This is a genomic window from Pseudogulbenkiania sp. NH8B (assembly GCF_000283535.1).
Classification (GTDB): domain Bacteria; phylum Pseudomonadota; class Gammaproteobacteria; order Burkholderiales; family Chromobacteriaceae; genus Pseudogulbenkiania; species Pseudogulbenkiania ferrooxidans.
In genome coordinates this window covers 347,171-363,241 of sequence record NC_016002.1, presented here as the reverse complement: position 1 = coordinate 363,241, position 16,071 = coordinate 347,171, and the positions used below count along the sequence as shown (strand labels likewise).

At 64.5% G+C, this 16,071-nt stretch carries 14 protein-coding genes and 1 riboswitch; of the genes, 5 read left to right on the top strand and 9 right to left on the bottom strand.

What is annotated here, in order from left to right; all coding sequences use genetic code 11:
* The first annotated feature begins 20 nt into the window (after positions 1–20).
* Entirely contained in the window at positions 21–884 is an 864-nt protein-coding gene (gene rpoH / locus NH8B_RS01605) for an RNA polymerase sigma factor RpoH (RefSeq protein WP_008955871.1), read from the top strand.
* Positions 885–1,074: 190 nt separating this feature from the next.
* On the opposite strand, the gene NH8B_RS01600 is transcribed toward rpoH, so the two are convergent.
* The 3 genes from NH8B_RS01600 to NH8B_RS01590 all read right to left on the bottom strand — a co-directional run bounded on the left by NH8B_RS01600 (position 1,075) and on the right by NH8B_RS01590 (position 5,391).
* Positions 1,075–2,856: a PglL family O-oligosaccharyltransferase gene (locus tag NH8B_RS01600; protein ID WP_014085750.1), complete on the bottom strand. Its 1,782-nt coding sequence runs from the start codon at positions 2,854–2,856 to the stop codon at positions 1,075–1,077.
* A gap of 102 nt (positions 2,857–2,958) precedes the next feature.
* Positions 2,959–4,839, bottom strand: a complete 1,881-nt coding sequence (locus NH8B_RS01595) for a PglL family O-oligosaccharyltransferase (RefSeq protein ID WP_041702789.1) — start codon at positions 4,837–4,839, stop codon at positions 2,959–2,961.
* A gap of 126 nt (positions 4,840–4,965) precedes the next feature.
* Entirely contained in the window at positions 4,966–5,391 is a 426-nt protein-coding gene (locus tag NH8B_RS01590) for a pilin (protein ID WP_014085748.1), read from the bottom strand.
* 290 nt (positions 5,392–5,681) lie between these two features.
* On the opposite strand from NH8B_RS01590, the gene NH8B_RS01585 reads away from it, so the two are divergent.
* The 3 genes from NH8B_RS01585 to proB all read left to right on the top strand — a co-directional run bounded on the left by NH8B_RS01585 (position 5,682) and on the right by proB (position 9,833).
* Entirely contained in the window at positions 5,682–7,031 is a 1,350-nt protein-coding gene (locus NH8B_RS01585; RefSeq protein ID WP_014085747.1) for an adenosylmethionine--8-amino-7-oxononanoate transaminase, read from the top strand.
* A 69-nt stretch (positions 7,032–7,100) separates the two neighbouring features.
* Positions 7,101–8,627 (top strand): hypothetical protein, encoded by a 1,527-nt coding sequence (locus tag NH8B_RS01580; protein WP_014085746.1) that lies wholly within the window; start codon positions 7,101–7,103, stop codon positions 8,625–8,627.
* 87 nt (positions 8,628–8,714) lie between these two features.
* The gene (proB, locus tag NH8B_RS01575; protein WP_014085745.1) at positions 8,715–9,833 is read left to right on the top strand and encodes a glutamate 5-kinase; all 1,119 of its coding nucleotides are present in this window, start codon (positions 8,715–8,717) and stop codon (positions 9,831–9,833) included.
* A 79-nt stretch (positions 9,834–9,912) separates the two neighbouring features.
* Here proB and NH8B_RS01570 read toward each other — a convergent pair whose 3' ends face one another.
* From NH8B_RS01570 to ruvB, 3 genes are all read right to left on the bottom strand, one after another.
* Complete coding sequence (locus NH8B_RS01570) at positions 9,913–10,305, bottom strand: hypothetical protein (RefSeq protein ID WP_008955864.1); 393 nt, start codon at positions 10,303–10,305, stop codon at positions 9,913–9,915.
* 131 nt (positions 10,306–10,436) lie between these two features.
* Entirely contained in the window at positions 10,437–11,153 is a 717-nt protein-coding gene (locus tag NH8B_RS01565; protein ID WP_014085744.1) for a glutamine amidotransferase, read from the bottom strand.
* Between the two features lie 21 nt (positions 11,154–11,174).
* Positions 11,175–12,209 (bottom strand): Holliday junction branch migration DNA helicase RuvB, encoded by a 1,035-nt coding sequence (gene ruvB, locus NH8B_RS01560; protein WP_008955862.1) that lies wholly within the window; start codon positions 12,207–12,209, stop codon positions 11,175–11,177.
* 78 nt (positions 12,210–12,287) lie between these two features.
* A riboswitch (FMN riboswitch) is annotated at positions 12,288–12,436 on the top strand.
* Positions 12,437–12,537: 101 nt separating this feature from the next.
* Here ruvB and ribB point away from each other — a divergent pair.
* On the top strand, positions 12,538–13,170 hold the full coding sequence (ribB, locus tag NH8B_RS01555) for a 3,4-dihydroxy-2-butanone-4-phosphate synthase (RefSeq protein WP_014085743.1): 633 nt from the start codon (positions 12,538–12,540) through the stop codon (positions 13,168–13,170).
* Between the two features lie 310 nt (positions 13,171–13,480).
* Here ribB and NH8B_RS01550 read toward each other — a convergent pair whose 3' ends face one another.
* The 3 genes from NH8B_RS01550 to ruvA all read right to left on the bottom strand — a co-directional run bounded on the left by NH8B_RS01550 (position 13,481) and on the right by ruvA (position 15,781).
* On the bottom strand, positions 13,481–14,260 hold the full coding sequence (locus NH8B_RS01550) for an NYN domain-containing protein (RefSeq protein WP_014085742.1): 780 nt from the start codon (positions 14,258–14,260) through the stop codon (positions 13,481–13,483).
* A gap of 177 nt (positions 14,261–14,437) precedes the next feature.
* On the bottom strand, positions 14,438–15,184 hold the full coding sequence (locus NH8B_RS01545) for an SDR family oxidoreductase (protein ID WP_014085741.1): 747 nt from the start codon (positions 15,182–15,184) through the stop codon (positions 14,438–14,440).
* A gap of 3 nt (positions 15,185–15,187) precedes the next feature.
* Positions 15,188–15,781, bottom strand: a complete 594-nt coding sequence (gene ruvA / locus NH8B_RS01540) for a Holliday junction branch migration protein RuvA (RefSeq protein ID WP_014085740.1) — start codon at positions 15,779–15,781, stop codon at positions 15,188–15,190.
* Positions 15,782–16,071 lie beyond the last annotated feature (290 nt).

Sequence of the window (16,071 nt, the reverse complement as noted above, 5' to 3'; positions counted from 1 at the left end):
ATCAAGGAGGTAGTTAATCCATGACCGCAACGTTCGCCTTGCCCGTCCCCTCGTCCAGCGGCAGCCTGGAGCAGTACATCCAGATCGTGAACAGCGTGCCGCTGTTGAGCGCAGAAGAAGAGAACGAGCTGGCCAACCGCCTGCATGCCCAGAACGATCTGGAGGCGGCCAAAAAGCTGGTGCTGTCGCATCTGCGCGTGGTGGTATCGATTGCCCGCGGCTACGCCGGCTACGGCCTGCCGCAAGCCGACCTGATCCAGGAAGGCAATATCGGCCTGATGAAGGCGGTGAAACGCTTCGAGCCGAACCGCGGCGTACGCCTGTTCTCCTTCGCCGTGCACTGGATCAAGGCCGAAATCCACGAATTCATCCTGCGCAACTGGCGCCTGGTGCGTGTCGCCACCACCAAGCCGCAGCGCAAGCTGTTCTTCAACCTGCGCAGCATGAAGAAAAGCTTTGCCGCGCTGACCGACAGCGAAGCGCGCGTCATCGCCGACGACCTCGGCGTCAAGCCGGAAGAAGTGCGGGAGATGGAAACCCGCATGAGCGGCCAGGACGTGGCCCTGCTGGCCGACGACAACGACGACGAGGGCTTTGCCCCGATCGACTGGCTGGCCGACTCCGACCACGAGCCGACGCGCCAGCTGGAGAAAAAAGCCTTCGACCACCTGCAGACCGCCGGGTTGGAACAGGCCCTCTCTTCGCTCGACGCCCGCAGCCGCCGCATCATCGAAGCGCGCTGGCTGGCCGACGACAGTGGCGCCACGCTGCACGAACTGGCCGCCGAGTTTGGCGTCTCGGCCGAGCGTATCCGCCAGATCGAGGCCAAGGCACTGACCAAGATGAAAGCCGCGCTGAGCGAGCGGGCCGCCATCGAGGCCTGAAGCTCCTGATCATGGAACACGACAACGCCCCGCGATGCGGGGCGTTTTGCTTGTCACGGCGTAAATCGGGGTAGTAGCCCGTAGGAAGGGTGAAGACGTTTGCGCCGTACCCCATCAAACCATGCGATGCCGTGACTGGTTACGCGACGCTCCGCACTTCGTACCCTGCCCCCTCTGCGAAGCTGCCGCTTCAGCGGTATTGCGGGGGCAGCTTTTGCCGCGCCGCCTCCGTGACCCGCCTCAGCCCGGCCCAGGCGGGCTCACGCGGATCGAGTTCGCTCAGGAACGAGGGAGCGTAGGTGGGGAACGACGCCAGCGCTGAACCGAGCGTCACCTCGGCAGCGCCTTCGTCCCCCGCCAGCGCCTCCAGTTGGGCCTTCTTCAGCAACACGTCCGGATAGGGACGGAACGCCGCCAGCCGTGTCAGCCAGCGCCGCTTTTGCGGCAGCTGCTCGCGCGTCGGCTGCAGGTAATTGTCCAGCGTGTTGAGCGCGTGGAAGGCGAACAGCGGTTCGGTCTCGACGATCTCAGCCAACCGCGCCACGCGTGTTTCGTTGGCCTTGGCGTTGGCCTGCGGCGTATACAGCCCAAGCAGTTCGTCGTAGCGGGTCAGCCCCGTCAGCGACAACCAGCCCAATGCCGCCACCCCCAGCCACAGCGGCAGCCGGGCCAGGCGCGGCAGGCGGACACCCGGTCCCGGCGCCAGCGCCACGAAGATCACCAGTACGGCGAGGAAGTACAGGTACCACAGCGGGTATTCCAGCAGGCTGTGGATCAGCGTCACCGTCATACCGCCCAACGGCAGAAGGTGTTCCAGTTCGGCCCGCTCACGGAAATACGGCCACACCGCACAGACAAAGCCCCCCAGCACCAGTAGCGTCACCAGCCCGCCCATCTCCGCCAACAGCTGCAGCACCAGGTTATGGGCATTGGTGAACAACCCGCTATTGAAGCCGGCCGCGGCAAACTGCGGCAGTGGCTGCAACCGCACGCTCTCGGCGGCGAACTGCGACCAGCCCACGCCCCACAGCGGATGCGAGCGGAACACCAGCCAGGCCTTGTGCATCTCGGCGAAGCGGCGCGAGCCCATGCTGTCACCGTTGGCCGCCAGCCGCTCCAGCCCCGAAGCCCCGACCACACTTTCATGACTCAGCAGCGACACCAGCTGGTTCACCCACGGCAGCAGGAACTGCGCCGCCAGGATCACTATGCAACTGATCCATAGCACGTTGCGCAGACGCCGCGAAGCCGTGTCGCCGATACGCCAGTGCCAGACCAGCGCCAACACCGACAGCGCCAGCAGGTAGAGCAGGATGGTGCGCGAGCCGGCCCAGGCCAGCAACAGCGCCAGCCATGCCACCAGCCCCCACAGCCAGCGTGCCGGCAATTTCCCGGCGGCATGCAGATAACAACCCGCCAGCACACCCCACATCAGGTAATGGGCAAACTGATTGCGCTGGCCGATATGGCCGAAAATGTTGCTGGTCGGATGGGCGTGGTCGTAGAACAGTAGCCCCCCTGTGGCTTCGGCCAGCCCGGTCAGTTGCGCCATGCCGATCAGCGACTGGAGCAGCGCCCCGGCCAGCAAGGCCCAGGCGAGCCAGACGGTCAGCTCACGTTGGCCGAAGTGCTCACGCAACGCCAGCACAGCACAAGCCAGCAAGGCCATGCACGCCCAGGCCAGCGCCGTGGCCCAGTTCATGCCGGGGAACAGCACCGGCGCCAGCCACGGCTGCAACCCCCAGCACAGCGCCGCCAGCAAAGCCCACCAGGCCGCGCGCGGCACGCGACCGAACAAGGCAGGCTGCCCGGGCAGCAACAGCACCGCCGCCAGCACGGTCAGCCAGACCACGTTGATCTCCCCCCACCACTGCGGCAAGGGCACGTAGTGGAAACGGGAGGCGAACGGCACGATGGCGATCAGGCAGACGCTGAGCAGGGCGAGCCGGGGAAACAATCGGGAGGAAAGCATGGGGGTCGGGTCAGTGAACACAAGCGCGCAGCATAGCGCAAAGCGGCGGGGAAGGAAAAAGCCGGGAAGAGAGCCCGGCTTTGGTAGATCAACGATAGTGAATCAGAACAGCGCTTTATGCGCTTCCGGCAGAGAGGCAGTACGCGCTGCCGCTTCGGCTCCACCCTGTTGGTAAGCCTTGACGGCACGCTCGGCCATTTCACGCAGGGGTTGCAGCTCCGGTTCGTTACGTGTTTGCAGGAAGGCCAAAATGCTCCCAACGCTGTCAGGGTAGGCGGCAATGCGCATGGCCATGGCCTCACGGGCGCCAGTAGAATCCTTGTCCAGTGCCCGTAAAATGGCCAGCTGAGACAGCTGGTAGTGATAGGGACGATACGCCACTAATCGTTCGAATAGCTGGCGCTTGGTAGCTAATAACTGTCGATCCGAGCTAAGATAGGTCGATAACTGCTGATCAGCATCATAGCTCCACAAGGGATTGCGAGCCAAGTTGACCAACGCACTAACCCGCTGCTCGTTCACCGAAGGATTTGCACTTCTAACCCTCCACTGAGCCAAATCAGAAAATATCGAGACACCCGTAACAAGATACCATCCAATGAGGATGACACTCACACCACTTCCAAAGCGTCTCCATGAAATGCGAACATTCAACTGCACTCCATCATTCGGGGATAGAGCCAAAACAATCATTAGACCGCAAAGAAAAGGCAAGCTCCATAAGGGATACTCAAACATTGAGTGCCCCAACGTTACCATTGCCAAACTGATCAGCAACAAGTTTCCAGCTGTCACCTGTTTTTTACGAAAATAAGGAAACAAGCAGCAAGACAGAGCAGTAATAACGATAGCCGCGCCAACAATCCCTGTCTCTGCAAGCAACTGCGCGAAGAGATTATGGCTGTGCGTAAACAAAACACTTTCAGAAAATTTTGGATAGCCTCCGAATGCTTCCAGCCAGACACTCTGATAAGCAAAGCCATCCCAAGCCGTACCAAACAGGGGATGCGTCCGAAACACTTGCCAGGCTTTAGCCCATTCGATGCGGCGCCGAGCGCCAAAACCGGCCTCCATTAGTCGCCCGGCCCCACTCGTGCCTGAAATCTGCCAGCCTGCCACATGGAACAGTTGGGTAAGTTGCTCTAGGAACAACTGGGTCATCACGATATAAACGCAGGCGATCAACAGAGCCTTGCTCATCTTCATACAGCGCTGTCCGGTCACAGTGGAGCCATCAGCCCGACGATACCACAACAGCGCCAGCACGACGAAACCGGCCATGTAAGCCAATACTAGGCGCGACCCGCTCCACGCCATCAGTAATGCCAATAACAAAGCTGACAAATGAAAAGCCCAGCTTCGGCTTTTACCTTCCGAGTAGAGGTAACATGTTGCAGTCATACCCCAAGCAAGGTAATGGGCATATTGATTACGCTGGCCAATATTCCCCATGATGTTACCGGAGGGGTTGCTTCGATCAAATAGCACGAGATCACCCGGTATCAGCACTGCGAGCCCGCTTACCTGCATTGCGCCCAACAACGCCTGAATAATGGCCCCCACACACAACACTATGGCCAAGCAATGAATTACACGATCACGCCCCAAGCGCGCTGCCTCGGCATAGACGATGAACCCAGCCAGAGACGCGATGATCAGACACACCATAGGGAAGAGTGAGCGCGATATATAAGATTGTGGCGACAGCAAAGAAAACGACAAGACTATGTACAACGCTAACAAAAAAGCAAACAAACATGCCTTTGGGATTGTGATTTTTCCTGCTTCACCTGTGCTGGCTGGCAACCTCCAAATCAAGGCGAAGGCGACCAAGGCCAACACCAAGGCATTCCTCCACCATTCAACCAGAGGATAGTAATACAGCGTTTGCATGAACGGGACTAGTAGAGTCAGCAACACCGACCACAAACCAACCATAGGCCATTTATTAATCTTGTTTCTGATAGCCAATTGCTCACTCATGAAGCACTCCTTGATGGAAGCATGCAGCAAATTCTGTCTTGATTTCTATACCTATACAAAAGCGCCCTGCCTCGAACCGAGACAGGGCGCTTTTTCTCAAGGAATACAGTTTTATGCTACAGATACTCAGGAGCAAGACTTCGGCAAGAACTTGCTCGGCACCCCACTGGCGAGGCACGCCCAGTTGACCGATTCGCCGGTCAGGCTGGATGTCAAGGTAACGGTGTACGGCGATGTAAGGTCAGAAGAAATGCTCGAACTCAGGGTCATGGTTACGGTACAAGCGGGCGGTGTGCCTGCAAACACTACACCAGTGACGTACTTACCAGTAGACGATGCTGCCGAGCCACCAGGGTCGCAAGAATTGCTTTCACCAATCGCCAACGCCACCTTGGACTTAAAGCCATCCCCCATAGAGAACGCCTCACTCACCTTGGACTTGGCGGTGTAGTCCGAGTACGCCGGAATCGCCAGCGCGGCCAAAATACCGATGATCGCGACCACGATCATCAGTTCGATCAGGGTAAAGCCCTGCTGCATGGATTTGTTCATGGTTGAACCCCCAAGTTTGTTGAATATCAAGGCCGACATCGGCCAGACTGCGCTGAAGGAGCCTTCGGCCGATTTTTGGTCCGTGTCACTCCGTTTCGAGGGCCATTCTTGCAATCTGCATGCCAGTCTGGTCAAACCCTTGAATTTTGGTTAGTCCAACACCAGGCCTGCCGTCAAGAATGGACGGCACACGACAGAAAGTGCCGTTTTTCGTCACCTCGTCCCGCACTCTTCTGCCCCGAGGCTGTGCTAGCATCGCGTGCATCGAACATTGCACAGAGCTTCTCCCGATGAGCAACCAAGACTGGCTGGCGCGCAGCCGGCAGGCCGTGTGGCACCCTTGCACCCAGATGAAACGCCACGAAGCGCTGCCGCTGGTGCCGATCGTCAGCGCCGAAGGGATATGGCTGACCGATTTCGACGGCAATCGTTACCTGGATGCGGTCAGTTCCTGGTGGGTGAACCTGTTCGGGCATGGCCATCCGGCGATCAAGGCGGCGATCAAGGACCAGCTCGACTCCCTGGAGCACGTGATGCTGGCGGGCTTCACGCACCGCCCGGTGATCGAGCTGTCGGAGCGGCTGAGTCAGCTCACCGGCCTCGGCCACGCCTTCTACGGTTCGGACGGCGCCAGCGCCACGGAAATCGCGCTGAAAATGAGCTTCCACTACTGGCAGAACAGCGGCCGGCCGGACAAGACGCGCTTCCTCAGTCTGGAGAACAGCTATCACGGCGAGACCGTCGGCGCACTGGCGGTGACCGACGTGCCGCTGTTCTCGTCGACCTACGCGCCACTACTCAAGACCGGCATCCGCGTGCCGACGCCGGATGCGCGCCAGGCACGGGACGGCGAGACGGCGGAGGATGTGGCGCGCCGCGCCGCGCGGGCGCTGGAGAACGTGCTGGCCAAGCAGGCCGACAGCATCGCCGCGCTGATCGTCGAGCCGCTGGTGCAAGGTGCCGCCGGCATGGCGATGTACCACCCTGCTTATCTGGAGGAAACGCGCCGGCTGTGCGACCGCTACCAGGTGCACCTGATCGCCGACGAGATTGCCGTCGGCTTCGGCCGCACCGGCACGCTGTTCGCGTGCGAGCAGGCCGGCATCCGGCCGGATTTCCTGTGCCTGTCCAAGGGCATCACCGGCGGCTTCCTGCCCTTGTCGTGCGTGCTGACCACCGATGGCGTCTATCAGGCCTTCTACCACGACGAGGTGGCTCGCGGCTTCCTGCACTCGCACAGCTACACCGGCAACGCGCTGGCCTGTCGCGCCGCGCTGGCGGTGCTGGACCTGTTCGAGCAGGAAGACGTGCTCGCGCGCAATCGGGAAAAGGCCGCACAGTTCACGACCCTGCTCGCTCCCTTGCGTGCCCACCCCCAGGTACGCCAGTTCCGCCAACAAGGCATGATCTGGGCGTTCGAGGTCGAGACGGCGCGCGGCGATTTTGCCGTGGCGTTCTTCTCCGCCATGCTGCAGCGCGGCTGCTTGGTGCGGCCGATCGGCAATACGGTGTACTTCATGCCACCCTACGTGATCGAGGCGGAGGAGATGGCGCTGCTGTGCCAGGCCACGCTCGACACGCTGGATGAACTGCAGCAGTCCGGGCAAAGGCCGGAACGCGCCACGCCGCCGCTGCCATAACGATTGCCAAGGCCGACCGATACCAATAGCATTGCAAGATCACCCTACCATTGACATGGGGCTAGGGCCATGCAACTGCGCCTACCGGATAATCTGATGGACCCCAAGCTGGTCGACCTGCAGCCGGACAGCGTGGCCGACTGGCTGGATCGCCTCCCCTACACTCGCCTCGACGAATGCGGGCACTTGCTGCTGGGCGCCCTGCAAAGCCTGAGCCGCACCCAGGTGGCGGTCGGCACCCGGCACAAGCTGCTGAAGCTTTACCTGGCGGCGCTCGATCGTTTCTTCCCGGCACTGGAAACCCAGATCGTCAGCGACGAGGTGGTCAGTTCGATCAAGGCACGCCAGGCGGCACGCCTTGGCATGGCGCTGTTCGATGCGCTGTTCGCCGGCTTCAAGCGCACCCTGGTGGAGCGACTGGAAAAGCGCTCGCTGCTGGAACGCGAGCAGCCCAAGGTGGAGTTGCTCTGTCTCGCCCTGTTGACCGCACGCATGCAAGCCAAACTGGCCATGGAGTGCTATAGCGACCTGCCGCTCCACTTCTGGCACGACTGCCACCAGCTCTACCAGCTCGCCGAGGAATCGGGCTGGCAGGAGCGCCGCCATGCCCCGGCGGAAAGCATCGCCGTGGTGTATCGGCAGATCCTGCTGATGGGGCTGACCGACGGCAAGCATCTGGGCGACAACGAAATCGCGGCGGCCAAGGGGCTGATCTTCCGGCTGGCACCGCGCATCGAGCTGATCCCGCTGACCGGGCTCACCAAGACACAGGGCTTCGGCTACCAGGTCGACCCGGCGCGTGACGACCCGCCCCACTTCTTGCCGCTCAAACCCCAAGTGGCCGCGAGCGGCGAATTCTGGGTCTATCTGAACGACATCATCGACGCCCTGCAACAGCCGGATGGCTTGGCGCGCCAGTTGGCGAGCGAAGCGGCCATCCCCGCCGACCTCACCGTGGAGGTGGCGCGCAAGCTGGCCGAAGAGTGGACGCAGCCGAGGCGGCGACGCCAGCCGCGCCAGCCGGTCCAGCAATGGCTGAGCCTCACCGCCCAGTTGTTGCCGATCTGGCTGACGCTGCGACCGGCCCCGGTGGAGCCCGTGGAGGATAGCCCGATACCGGTGCTGGGCCGGCCAGCTCCACCGGCACTGTTCCAGGCCGTCAACCAGAGCCAGCTCGGTTTTCTGCTGCGCGGCAACCCGCAGGAACAAGCGCTGCGGACCGGCGAGCTGCTGCTGCTCGCGCCGCAGTTGCAGCCGGACAATCGCCTGTTGTGCGCGGTGCGCTGGGCGGCGGCGCCGCTCGGCGGCAACGACGTGGAATGCGGTGTGGAGTTGCTCGGGACGGCGCCGGAAGCGGTCGAGGTGCTGCCCACCATCACCCACCAGGACGACGTGTTCCAGCCAGCGCTGCACCTGCCGGCACAACCGCGCCTCGGACGCCCGGCCTTGCTGGTGATGCCGGGCCGCCCGTTCTCGCGACTGCGCGAATTCGTGCTGCGCGACAACCACAGCGAAACCCGCATCCGCGTCACCCGCGTCGAACTGCAGACCCCGTTCTACCAGGCCATGGAGTACCGCCGCAGCGAGGATCTGTGAGCCGGCCCGGCGAGCGGCGCCCTTTCGGATAGCGCGCAAGTTGCGGCATACTGGCGGGTCTGATTTCTTCGTTGCGAGTGGGGTTTCATGCAATCGGTCATTCATGCGGGCAGTCGCCTGGTGGTCAAGGTCGGGTCGAGCCTGGTCACCAACGACGGTAAAGGGCTGGACCTGGCGGCGCTGGCGCGCTGGGCAGCCGAGATCGCCGACCTCAAGCGGCGCGGCAAGCAGGTGGTGCTGGTCTCCAGCGGCGCCATCGCCGAAGGCTGCCAGCGCCTGGGCTGGAGCAGCCGCCCCAAGGCCGTGCACGAGCTGCAGGCCGCCGCCGCGGTGGGCCAGATGGGCTTGTGCCAGGCCTACGAGAGCGCCTTCCGCGAATTCGGCCTGCAAACCGCCCAGGTGCTGTTGACCCACGAGGACCTGACCGACCGCACCCGCTACCTCAACGCCCGTTCCACGCTGACCTCACTGCTCAATCTCAACGTGGTGCCGATCATCAACGAGAACGACACCGTAGTGACCGACGAGATCCGCTTCGGCGACAACGATACGCTGGGCGCGCTGGTCACCAACCTGATCGAGGCCGATGCGCTGGTGATCCTGACCGACCAACAGGGCCTCTACACCGCCGACCCGCGCAAGAATCCGGACGCCGAGTTCGTGCACGAGGCGGTGGCCGGCACCCCGGAGCTGGAGGCGATGGCCGGTGGCGCCGGCAGCAGCGTCGGTACCGGCGGCATGCTCACCAAGATTCTCGCCGCCAAGCGTGCGGCACGCAGCGGTGCCGCCACAGTGATCGCCTGCGGCCGCGAGCTCAATGTGTTGTCGCGGCTCGCCGACGGCGAGGCCATCGGCACCCAGCTCTTGGCGCCGACCAGCCGCATGACGGCACGCAAGCAGTGGCTGGCCGACCACCTGATCCTGACCGGGCGGCTGGTGCTCGACAGCGGCGCGGCGCTGGCGGTGCGGCAGAAGCGCAGCAGCCTGCTGCCGATCGGGGTGCTGAAGGTGGAGGGTGATTTCCTGCGCGGCGAGGCGGTCGCCTGCGTCGACGAGAGCGGCGTGGAAGTGGCGCGCGGCCTGGTCAACTACAGCTCGGACGAGGCGCGGCTGATCATGCAGAAGCCGACGCGCGCCATCGAGGGCATCCTGGGTTACCTGGTGGAGCCGGAGCTGATCCACCGCGACAACATGGTGGCGCTGTAACGATCCAGGAACCCGAGAAGGCACAAGGCCCCTGCTCCGCCTCGCGGACAGGGGCCTTGCCGTATTCACGACCGGCTAACTACTCCTGGGCACCGTGCTTGAGCTCGATGGCGCGCACGATGACGTAGGCGATCATCGAACACAGGAAGAACAGCAGCATCATCCACGCCACCGACTGCAGCGTTTCGATCAGCGTGCGGTAGATTTCCAGCGTCCAGCGCATGCCGTTGAGTTCCAGCGCCGCCGATTCGCGATTGGCGGTAACGTACTTTTCCAGCTCCCACAGCCGCACCCCGCCGGAGACCCCGACCACCACGATGGCAAACAGCAGGTACTTGCGCCAGGCGTCGGCCATTTCATCACCGACGATGCGGCTGAGAATGCGGTTGACCGCGCCATCGAAAAACTTGGCGGTGATCAGCGAGGTGGCCAGCGCCACCAGGAACGTTGTCGCCAGCAATACAAAGAACATGAAATTCCCCTTGTTGTCAGTCGTCATGACTGGCACGCATTGTACGTGCTCAGTACGGTGGATTCGATGTCACGGTGAAACACCGAGGCCAAATGGTGGCGCGGTCCGTGCCCTCGCCACCCGGCGCCCTCTCAGGCCGCCGCCGCAACCAGGCCGGCCGCGAAACGCGCCAGCAGACCGGCGGCCTCCGGCGTCGGCCGCACCTGCGCCAGCAGGGCCTGCGGATCGCGTCCGGCAGCGCATAGCCGGTCATGCAGCAGCTCGAGGTAGCGGCGCATGGCGCGCTGGTCGAACTCGGGGTGGAATTGCACTCCCCAGGCCGAGCCGAGGCGGAACGCCTGGTGCGGTTCGAAGGCGTTGCCGGCCAGCGCCACCGCGCCCGGTGGCAGGCGCAGCACGGTCTGCCAGTGGATCACGTTGGCCGAAAAGCGCGCCGGCAGCGCCCCCAGCAGCGGGTCGGCGTCCGCCGCCGCCAGACGTTCCACTTCGACCGCGCCGGCTTCCGGTCCGTGCGGATGGTAGCCGACCTCGCCGCCCAGGGCGTCGGCCAGCAGCTGGTGGCCGTAGCAGATGCCCAACAGCGGCACGCGCGCGGCGTGCGCGGCGCGCAGCCAGGCGGCGGTGGTCTCGCTCCAGGCCGCGCGCTCGCTGACCATGGCCGGCGAGCCGGTGATCACCACGCCGGCGCAGTGTTTCGGCGACGGCAGCGCCTCGCCGGCGACCACGTTCACCACGCGCCAGTCGGCCGCGTCGGGCAGCTCGCGGCGGATCCAGTCTTCGAAATCGCCCTGCTCTTCGGCCAACGTGGGCAGGGTGCTGCCGGTCTTGATGATCAGTTTCTCGCTCATGTCGCTTGCTCTCGCCGGGGCTCAGTCCTTCAACGGCAGGCCGAAGTGCTGGTAGGCCTGCGCCGTCGCCATGCGGCCGCGCGGGGTGCGCTGCAAATAGCCCTGCTGGATCAGGTAGGGTTCGATCACGTCTTCGATGGTGTCGGAGCTCTCGCCGATCGCCGCCGCCACGTTGTCGAGCCCCACCGGGCCGCCGGCGAATTTCTCCAGGATGGCGGCAAGCAATTTGCGGTCCATCACGTCGAGCCCGGCCGGGTCGACGTCGAGCATGGCCAATGCGGCGTCGGCCACGGTGGCGGTGACCACGCCGTCGGCCTTGACCTCGGCGTAGTCGCGCACGCGGCGCAGCAGACGGTTGGCGATGCGCGGCGTGCCGCGGCTGCGGCGCGCCACCTCGAAGGCGCCGTTGTCGGCCAGGGTGACGTTGAGCAGGCCGGCCGAGCGGCTGACGATGCGCGTCAGCTCTTCCGGGGTGTAGAACTCGAGGCGCGCGACGATGCCGAAGCGGTCGCGCAGCGGGTTGGTGAGCATGCCGGCGCGCGTGGTGGCGCCGACCAGCGTGAACGGCGGCAGGTCGATCTTGACCGAGCGCGCCGCCGGACCTTCGCCGATCATGATGTCGATCTGGTAATCCTCCAGCGCCGGGTAGAGGATTTCCTCCACCACCGGCGAGAGGCGGTGGATCTCGTCGATGAACAGCACGTCGTGCGGTTCGAGGTTGGTCAGCAGCGCCGCCAGGTCCCCGGCGCGCTCCAGCACCGGGCCCGAGGTCTGGCGCAGGTTGACGCCCATCTCGCGCGCCACGATGTGCGCCAGCGTGGTCTTGCCGAGGCCCGGCGGGCCGAACAGCAGCACGTGGTCGAGCGCCTCGCCGCGCTTCTTCGCCGCCTCGATGAAGATTTCCAGCTGCTCGCGCGCCTTCTTCTGGCCGACGTAGTCGTCGAGCGCCTTGGGGCGCAGCGCGCGCTCCAGCGCTTCTTCCTGCGCGGACAGCGACTGCTGGGTGACGAGTCGGCGCTCGGGCGCGCCGCCGATCAGGTTGTCGGTTTCGATCATGGCATGGTCTTGAACATCAATCCTGCGATGTTACCACTGCTATACTGTGCCCCGCTTGCGGCCAGCGTTGGTCACAGGCGACGTCTTCAGGGCGGGGTGCAATTCCCCACCGGCGGTATGGCCTCAGGGCCGAGCCCGCGAGCGCTTTTGCCTCCCCCGGCAAAAGGTCAGCAGATCTGGTGTGATGCCAGAGCCGACGGTAACAGTCCGGATGAAAGAAGATGAACACCGCCGTGCCGTGCGCACGCGCGGTTCCGTGGGCATTTGCCTGCGACAACCTTCAGCCCGGAGGCGTGTTTCTCAACCCAGCATCTTGAGGACCGTTTCCATGAACACCCATACCGACATCCTTTCCCTGCGCGTCCACGCCGCGCTCAATGCCCTGCGCCAGGGCAAGTCCGTGATCGTGGCCGACGACCACGACCGCGAAAACGAAGCCGACCTGATCCTCGCTGCCGACGCGCTGACGGTACCGGAGATGGCGCGCCTGATCCGCGATTGCAGCGGCATCGTCTGCCTGTGCCTGACGCCGGAACACGCCGCCCGCCTGCAGCTGCCGCCGATGGTAGCCGACAATGGCAGCCGCTACGGCACGGCCTTCACCGTCAGCATCGAGGCGGCAGAAGGCGTGAGCACCGGCGTCTCCGCCACCGACCGCGTCACCACCATCCGCGCCGCCATCGCCCCCGCCGCACGCCCCGAGCACCTGGCCCGCCCCGGCCACGTCTACCCGCTGGTCGCCCGCGCCGGCGGCGTGCGTGAACGGCGTGGCCATACCGAGTCCGCGGTGGAGTTGGCGCGGCTGGCCGGCTTCAGCCCGGCCGGCGTGCTGTGCGAGCTGATGAACCCGGACGGCAGCATGATGCGCGGCGCCGCACTGGACGCCTACGCCGCGCAACACCAGCTGCCGCAACTGACGGTGGCCGAACTAGTGGAATGGCTGGAGCGCAACGCACATTGAGGCCGAATATTTGTATCCGCTACGCGGATGATGATTGAAGTCGCCGGTTCCGCCCGGCGGACGGGCCAGGGGGCGTGCCGCCCCCCCCCTCGCGACCCCGCTCGCCCTAATGGTCCGCGAATCCCCGGCCAAAACGGCATTCGCCAGGCGCCGGCAATTCGCCGTTTGCTAACGTCAAACGGCTCAGCTGCCGTCTTAACACCTGGCGAACACCATTTTGACCGGCGCTCCCCGTAGGGCAATCTTGCGCTCCACAACGTTGGCCGCATATTTTCTGGCGGGCCACCAAGACGGTATCTACACGACAGGGCTACTTCGTCTTCTTGCTGCCGCCGTTGCCCGGCTTGAGGCGGATGGAGACCCCACCCCGGCCGCTGCTGGCCTTGTGTACCTCGAACCAGCCTGACTTCACCACCAGGTCCGATAGTTTGGCAAAGCCGTAATTGCGCGGGTCGAAATCCGGCATCCACTGCCCCAGCAGGCTGCCCACGCCGCCTAGGTCGGCCCAGCCTTCGTCGTCGTCCATGCTCTCGATGCCCTTCTGGAACTGGGCACGCAGCTTCTTGTCGAGCGGGCGCAGCACACGGGCCGGCTGCGGCGACTTGGCGGTGCCGCGGCCGGCCTCGTCCCCCTTGAGCGCGACCTCGTCCGTCTTGACCTCGTCGACCCGGCCCAGCACTTCGACGTAGACGAACTTGCTGCAGGCGTTGACGAAGGCCGATGGCGTTTTCTCCTCGCCGAAGCCCCACACCTCCAGCCCGTCCTCGCGCAGCCGGGTGGCCAGGCGCGAGAAGTCGCTGTCGCTGGAGACCAGGCAAAAGCTCTGGTAACGCCCCGAGTGCAGCATGTCCATGGCGTCGATCACCAGCGTGATGTCCGACGCGTTCTTGCCCTTGGTGTTGGGAAACTGCTGGATGGGATGGATGGCGAAGCGCGCGCACAGCTCGCGCCAGGCCTTGTCGTGACGGCTGAAGTCGCCGTAGACGCGCTTGAGCGCGAGCACGCCGAGCTTGCCGGCCTCTTCCAGCACGTCTTCGATCCAGCCCGGCGAGACGTTGTCGGCGTCGATCAGTACCGCGACGTTGGCCATATCGGCTCCTTGTTGTTAAAGCCCGTTCACGATCTCGCGAGCTAGCGCGAGACAAGGCAAAAATGGCGGAGGAAGCGGAGTTGACATGCAGTCAATGCGCCTCCCCGAATCGGGGTCAACGCCGTAGCGCCCCAGCGCCGCAAATCGAATGAAGACCAGCAGATCGGGGGCAGGCTTTCAGCGTCCGCCGGCCACGTCCAGCAGGTGGCCGGTGGTGAACGAGGCGTCCTCGGACAGCAGCCACAGTATGGCGGCGGCCACCTCTTCCGGCTGGCCGCCGCGCTGCATCGGCACCGCGCTTTTGACGCGGTCGACCCGGCCCGGCTCGCCACCGTCGGCATGCATCTCGGTATAGATGAAGCCGGGACGCACGCCGTTGACGCGGATGCCTTCGGCCGCGACCTCCTTGGCCAGCCCCACGGTGAGCGTATCCACGGCGCCCTTGCTGGCAGCATAGTCGATGTATTCGTTGGGCGAGCCCAGCCGCGCCGCGGCGGACGAGACGTTGACGATGGCGCCGCCTTGCCCGCCATGGCGCGTGGACAGCCGCTTCACCGCCTCGCGGCAGCACAGCAGCGGGCCCAGCACGTTGGTGGCCAGGATGCGTTGCCAGCGCGCCACGCTCATTTCGTCCAGCCGCATCTGCCGCTCCAGCACGCCGGCGTTGTTGACCAGCGCCGACAACGGCCCCAGGCTCGCCTCGGTTTCGGAAAACAGGCGCAGCACGTCCACCTCGTCGGCCACGTTGGCGGCAATCGCCACCGCCTTGCCGCCCTCGGCCACGATGCTATCCACCACGGCTTGCGCCGCGTCGGCGTGGCGGTGGTAATTCACCGCGACCGCGTAGCCGCGGCGGGCCGCCAGCCGGGCCGTGGCCGCGCCGATGCCCCGCCCGCCGCCGGTCACCAGCAGCACCTTGCCCATGGCTCACCCTTTCATCAGGCTCTTGAGCGCCAGACGCACGCCGTCGCTCACCGTCACCTCGGGTGGCAGGCCCTTGGTGGCGGCGGCGGCTTCCTTGTCGTTGTAGCCCAATGCCAGCAGCGCGTTGACGATGTCGCTCTTGTCGCCCGGCGTGGCGGCGAACGGCAGGCCGCCCGGGGTGGTCACGGCGCCGCCGGTGGCGAGCTTGCCGCGCAGCTCCAGCACCAGGCGCTCGGCGGTCTTCTTGCCGATGCCGGGGACGCTGGAGAGGCGTTTGAGGTCTTCGCTGGCCACCGCCAGCGCCAGTTCGTCGGCGCTCAGCCCGGACAGGATGGCCAGCGCGATCTTGGCGCCGATGCCGCCGACCTTGATCAGCTGGCGGAAGGTTTCGCGCTCACCCTTGCTGGCGAAGCCGAACAGCAGGTGGGCGTCCTCGCGCACCACCAGGTGGGTATAGAGCGTGGTTTTCTCGCCCAACGCGGGCAGCAGGTAGAAGGTGCTCATCGGCACGTCGACTTCGTAGCCGACGCCGCCGACGTCCACCACGATCTGCGGCGGGAGTTTTTCGATGAGTTGACCTGTGAGGCGTCCGATCATGGGGTGTCCAGAATGAGAGAAGGTTGGCCGAAGACCGGCGTCAGGCCGTCATGCTGCCACAGTCGGCACGGCTTGTTGAGCTGGCCGCGGCGGGGCCTGTTCTCAGAGCTTGCGAAAGAAATCGTCGCGAGCGGCCCTCAGCGGGGCGAAGAGCAGCACAGGAACCGGAATGGACTGGAGTCCATGAGGATTCCGCATCGCTGAGCGAATCGCTGTCTGCACATCTTCCGATGTGCCCTGCAATAGATTCGCACGCAGGGCACATGAGTCCCGATCAGGGACGCGCAGCA

Bases quoted from the DNA above. Each gene is read 5' to 3' on its own strand.
- NH8B_RS01545 (WP_014085741.1), bottom strand. From the start codon at position 15,184: ATGGGCAAGGTGCTGCTGGTGACCGGCGGCGGGCGGGGCATCGGCGCG.
- NH8B_RS01585 (WP_014085747.1), top strand. From the start codon at position 5,682: ATGAGCAACCAAGACTGGCTGGCGCGCAGCCGGCAGGCCGTGTGGCAC.
- rpoH (WP_008955871.1), top strand. From the start codon at position 21: ATGACCGCAACGTTCGCCTTGCCCGTCCCCTCGTCCAGCGGCAGCCTG.
- NH8B_RS01580 (WP_014085746.1), top strand. From the start codon at position 7,101: ATGCAACTGCGCCTACCGGATAATCTGATGGACCCCAAGCTGGTCGAC.
- ruvA (WP_014085740.1), bottom strand. From the start codon at position 15,781: ATGATCGGACGCCTCACAGGTCAACTCATCGAAAAACTCCCGCCGCAG.
- NH8B_RS01600 (WP_014085750.1), bottom strand. From the start codon at position 2,856: ATGCTTTCCTCCCGATTGTTTCCCCGGCTCGCCCTGCTCAGCGTCTGC.
- ruvB (WP_008955862.1), bottom strand. From the start codon at position 12,209: ATGATCGAAACCGACAACCTGATCGGCGGCGCGCCCGAGCGCCGACTC.
- NH8B_RS01595 (WP_041702789.1), bottom strand. From the start codon at position 4,839: ATGAGTGAGCAATTGGCTATCAGAAACAAGATTAATAAATGGCCTATG.
- NH8B_RS01570 (WP_008955864.1), bottom strand. From the start codon at position 10,305: ATGTTCTTTGTATTGCTGGCGACAACGTTCCTGGTGGCGCTGGCCACC.
- NH8B_RS01550 (WP_014085742.1), bottom strand. From the start codon at position 14,260: ATGGCCAACGTCGCGGTACTGATCGACGCCGACAACGTCTCGCCGGGC.
- NH8B_RS01590 (WP_014085748.1), bottom strand. From the start codon at position 5,391: ATGAACAAATCCATGCAGCAGGGCTTTACCCTGATCGAACTGATGATC.
- NH8B_RS01565 (WP_014085744.1), bottom strand. From the start codon at position 11,153: ATGAGCGAGAAACTGATCATCAAGACCGGCAGCACCCTGCCCACGTTG.
- ribB (WP_014085743.1), top strand. From the start codon at position 12,538: ATGAACACCCATACCGACATCCTTTCCCTGCGCGTCCACGCCGCGCTC.
- proB (WP_014085745.1), top strand. From the start codon at position 8,715: ATGCAATCGGTCATTCATGCGGGCAGTCGCCTGGTGGTCAAGGTCGGG.